The organism is Mycobacterium sp. (assembly GCF_032161845.1).
GTDB lineage: Bacteria > Actinomycetota > Actinomycetes > Mycobacteriales > Mycobacteriaceae > Mycobacterium.
In genome coordinates this window covers 1-2677 of sequence record NZ_JAVRQA010000569.1, presented here as the reverse complement: position 1 = coordinate 2677, position 2677 = coordinate 1, and the positions used below count along the sequence as shown (strand labels likewise).

General features: G+C 65.8%; 5 protein-coding genes. All 5 read right to left on the bottom strand.

What is annotated here, in order from left to right; all coding sequences use genetic code 11:
• Positions 1 to 554: DnaB-like helicase N-terminal domain-containing protein (locus tag QOD90_RS31410; protein WP_526356504.1), on the bottom strand; the 554-nt coding region annotated here is incomplete at its 3' end.
• A 526-nt stretch (positions 555 to 1080) separates the two neighbouring features.
• Positions 1081 to 1533: a 50S ribosomal protein L9 gene (gene rplI / locus QOD90_RS31405; protein WP_526356502.1), complete on the bottom strand. Its 453-nt coding sequence runs from the start codon at positions 1531 to 1533 to the stop codon at positions 1081 to 1083.
• A 22-nt stretch (positions 1534 to 1555) separates the two neighbouring features.
• On the bottom strand, positions 1556 to 1822 hold the full coding sequence (gene rpsR, locus QOD90_RS31400) for a 30S ribosomal protein S18 (RefSeq protein WP_526356500.1): 267 nt from the start codon (positions 1820 to 1822) through the stop codon (positions 1556 to 1558).
• 35 nt (positions 1823 to 1857) lie between these two features.
• Complete coding sequence (gene ssb / locus QOD90_RS31395) at positions 1858 to 2370, bottom strand: single-stranded DNA-binding protein (RefSeq protein WP_526356498.1); 513 nt, start codon at positions 2368 to 2370, stop codon at positions 1858 to 1860.
• A gap of 92 nt (positions 2371 to 2462) precedes the next feature.
• Positions 2463 to 2677: 30S ribosomal protein S6 (rpsF, locus tag QOD90_RS31390; RefSeq protein ID WP_526356496.1), on the bottom strand; the 215-nt coding region annotated here is incomplete at its 5' end.

Here is a 2677-nt window from a genome sequence, read left to right as displayed (position 1 = left end):
ACGAAGTCCTCGGTGGCGCGCCGCTCGGTGACGTCGTAGATCTCGGCCTGCGCCCGGTCCACCACGTCGGCGACGTCTGCTCCGTCGGCGCCGGCGTAGCCGTACTGCACGACGCGCGTGCCCGCCTCCACCAGGCGGCGCAGGAGCGACTTCTCCGCGACGATGCCCGCGTAGTAGCCGGCGTTGGCCGCGGTCGGCACGGTGGAGATCAGGGTGTGGAGATAGGGCGCCCCGCCGATGCGCTTGAGCAGCCCGCGGCGGTCGAGTTCGGCGGAGACGGTGATGGCGTCCGCGGGCTCACCGCGGCCGTACAGATCGAGGATCGCGTCGTAGACACTCTGGTGCGCCGGCCGGTAGAAGTCGCCGGGGCGCAGCCGCTCGAGCACGTCGGCAATGGCGTCCTTGGAGAGCAGCATCCCGCCGAGCACGGACTGCTCGGCAGCCATGTCCTGCGGAGGCTGGCGACCGTACTCCTCGGCTGGCGGCGGACCGTCCTGATCGGAGCGACCTCCGGAATGACCACCCGGCCGGCCCAGGTCATCGACGACAGCCACGAAGCGTCCCGCCTCCCCTTCATGTCCCTACACCAGCGTCGAACATGCATTCGACTCGTACTTCGCGACTGTAAATTACCCCGCCGACAACCCGCGACTTCGACGGCGCGGATTTCATCTTCGTTGGGTCCGCGTCGCCGCCGGGGTAGCTCCGACGCCTCACGCTAGACGTTGCTGAAGGGAGTGCAACCGGGTGCTGTTAGCGAACTCGTGGATGGCGTGTGGATAGGCGTGGTCGGCCATGTTGACTCGTTGGGGACAACCTGTGCACAACTACGCGATTATTTGGCATCAACGCAGATAAGGGCATCACAAAGGGGGTCGAGATCTGTGGATGCGAATTCGTTCGGCGTGTCGTCCGGGGTTGCCGTCTCGGGCGTGTTGTATTGCGCCCCGGGGCCGATCAGGTTAACAGCAGGTTAGCTTCGCTGTGTCGCGAATGTCGAGCAGTGTTCGCCAGGCGGCACAGCAACGCCCGGGTGAAGATCGATCACGGCTTCACCCGGGCGTATTGACGCTGCAGTTATTACTCGGCGACTACATTCACCGAAACGGCGACGTTCACCTCGGGGTGCAGAAGCACCGCCACGGCGTACGTACCGGTGGCCTTGATGTGGGCCTTGGGCAGGTTGACGGTCCGCTTGTCGAGGTTCGGGCCGCCGGCCTTCTTGATGGCGGCGACGATGTCACCCGTCGAGACGGAGCCGAACAGCTTTCCCGCTCCGGCGGTGCGCACCGGCAACGACACGGGGCCAAGGGCCTCGATCGCGGCCTTGAGCTCCTTGGCGTGGTCCAGATCGCGAACGGTCTTGGTCTCGCGGGCCCGGCGGATCTCCTCGGCCTGGCGCTCGGCGCCGCGTGACGCGACGATCGCCATGCCGCGGGGCAGCAGGAAGTTACGGCCGTAGCCGTCCTTCACCTCGACGGCATCCCCGGCAACGCCCAGGTGGTCGACCTCAGCGGTAAGAATCAGTTTCATGTGAGTGTCTTTTCCGTTCGGTCTAGCGCGACGCCGCGCTGAACGGCAGCAGCGCTACCTCGCGGGCGTTCTTGACCGCGATCGCGATGTCGCGCTGGTGCTGAACGCAGTTGCCGGTGACCCGGCGGGCACGGATCTTGCCGCGCTCGCTGATGTAGGTCCGCAGCAACGCGGTGTCCTTGTAATCGATGATCTGGTTCTTGCCCTTCTTCGAGCAGAACGAACACTTGCGTGCCTTGACCGGCTTCTCAGGAGCCGGGCGCCTCTTCGTGGAGGAGGACTTCGCCATGTCTATCTCTTTCTAAGTGCTGGAAAAACAGTTGGTCAGAAGGGAGGTTCTTCGTCGGCTCCGCTGAACGATCCCGATGCCGGGGCGCTGCCCCACGGGTCGTCCTTCGGCGCCTCGTTGGCCGCGGGGCGTTGACCGCCACCGCCACCTCCGCCAAAGCCGCCTCCGCCGCCGCCGCTGCGGCTGGCCGTGTTGACCTTGGCCGTCGCGTACTTCAAGGACGGGCCGATCTCGTCGACCTCGAGCTCGACGACGGTGCGCTTCTCACCCTCACGAGTCTCGTACGAGCGCTGCTTCAGGCGACCGGTCACGATCACCCGCGAACCGCGAGTGAGGCTTTCGGCCACGTTCTCGGCAGCCTCGCGCCAGATGCTGCACCGCATGAACAGCGGGTCGCCGTCTTTCCACTCATTGGTCTGACGGTCCATCATCCGAGGCGTCGACGCCACCGTGAAGTTGGCGACGGCGGCCCCGGACGGCGTGAACCGCAGTTCGGGATCGGCGGTCAGGTTTCCGACGATGGTGAGGTTGGTGTCACCAGCAGCCACGGGTCCTCCTGGGATTGGGGCGGGGTAGGTCGCTCGAGAGCGGGTCGCAAGCGAGCCTACGGAAGCGCTCCGACGTGCACGGCCTGTTCGGCCTAGTGCTTGTCGGTCCGCATCACCTTGGTCCGCAGGACGGACTCGTTGAGGCTGAGCTGGCGATCCAGCTCGGACACCGTGGCCGGTTCGGCCTTCACGTCGATGACGGCGTAGATGCCCTCGGGGTGCTTGAGGATCTCGTACGCCAACCGGCGACGGCCCCAGATGTCGATCTTCTCGACCGAGCCGCCGTCCTTGCGGATGACGTTCAGGA

Excerpts from the sequence above, each read along its gene's own strand:
- rplI (WP_526356502.1), bottom strand. The coding sequence starts at position 1,533 with ATGAAACTGATTCTTACCGCTGAGGTCGACCACCTGGGCGTTGCCGGG.
- rpsR (WP_526356500.1), bottom strand. The coding sequence starts at position 1,822 with ATGGCGAAGTCCTCCTCCACGAAGAGGCGCCCGGCTCCTGAGAAGCCG.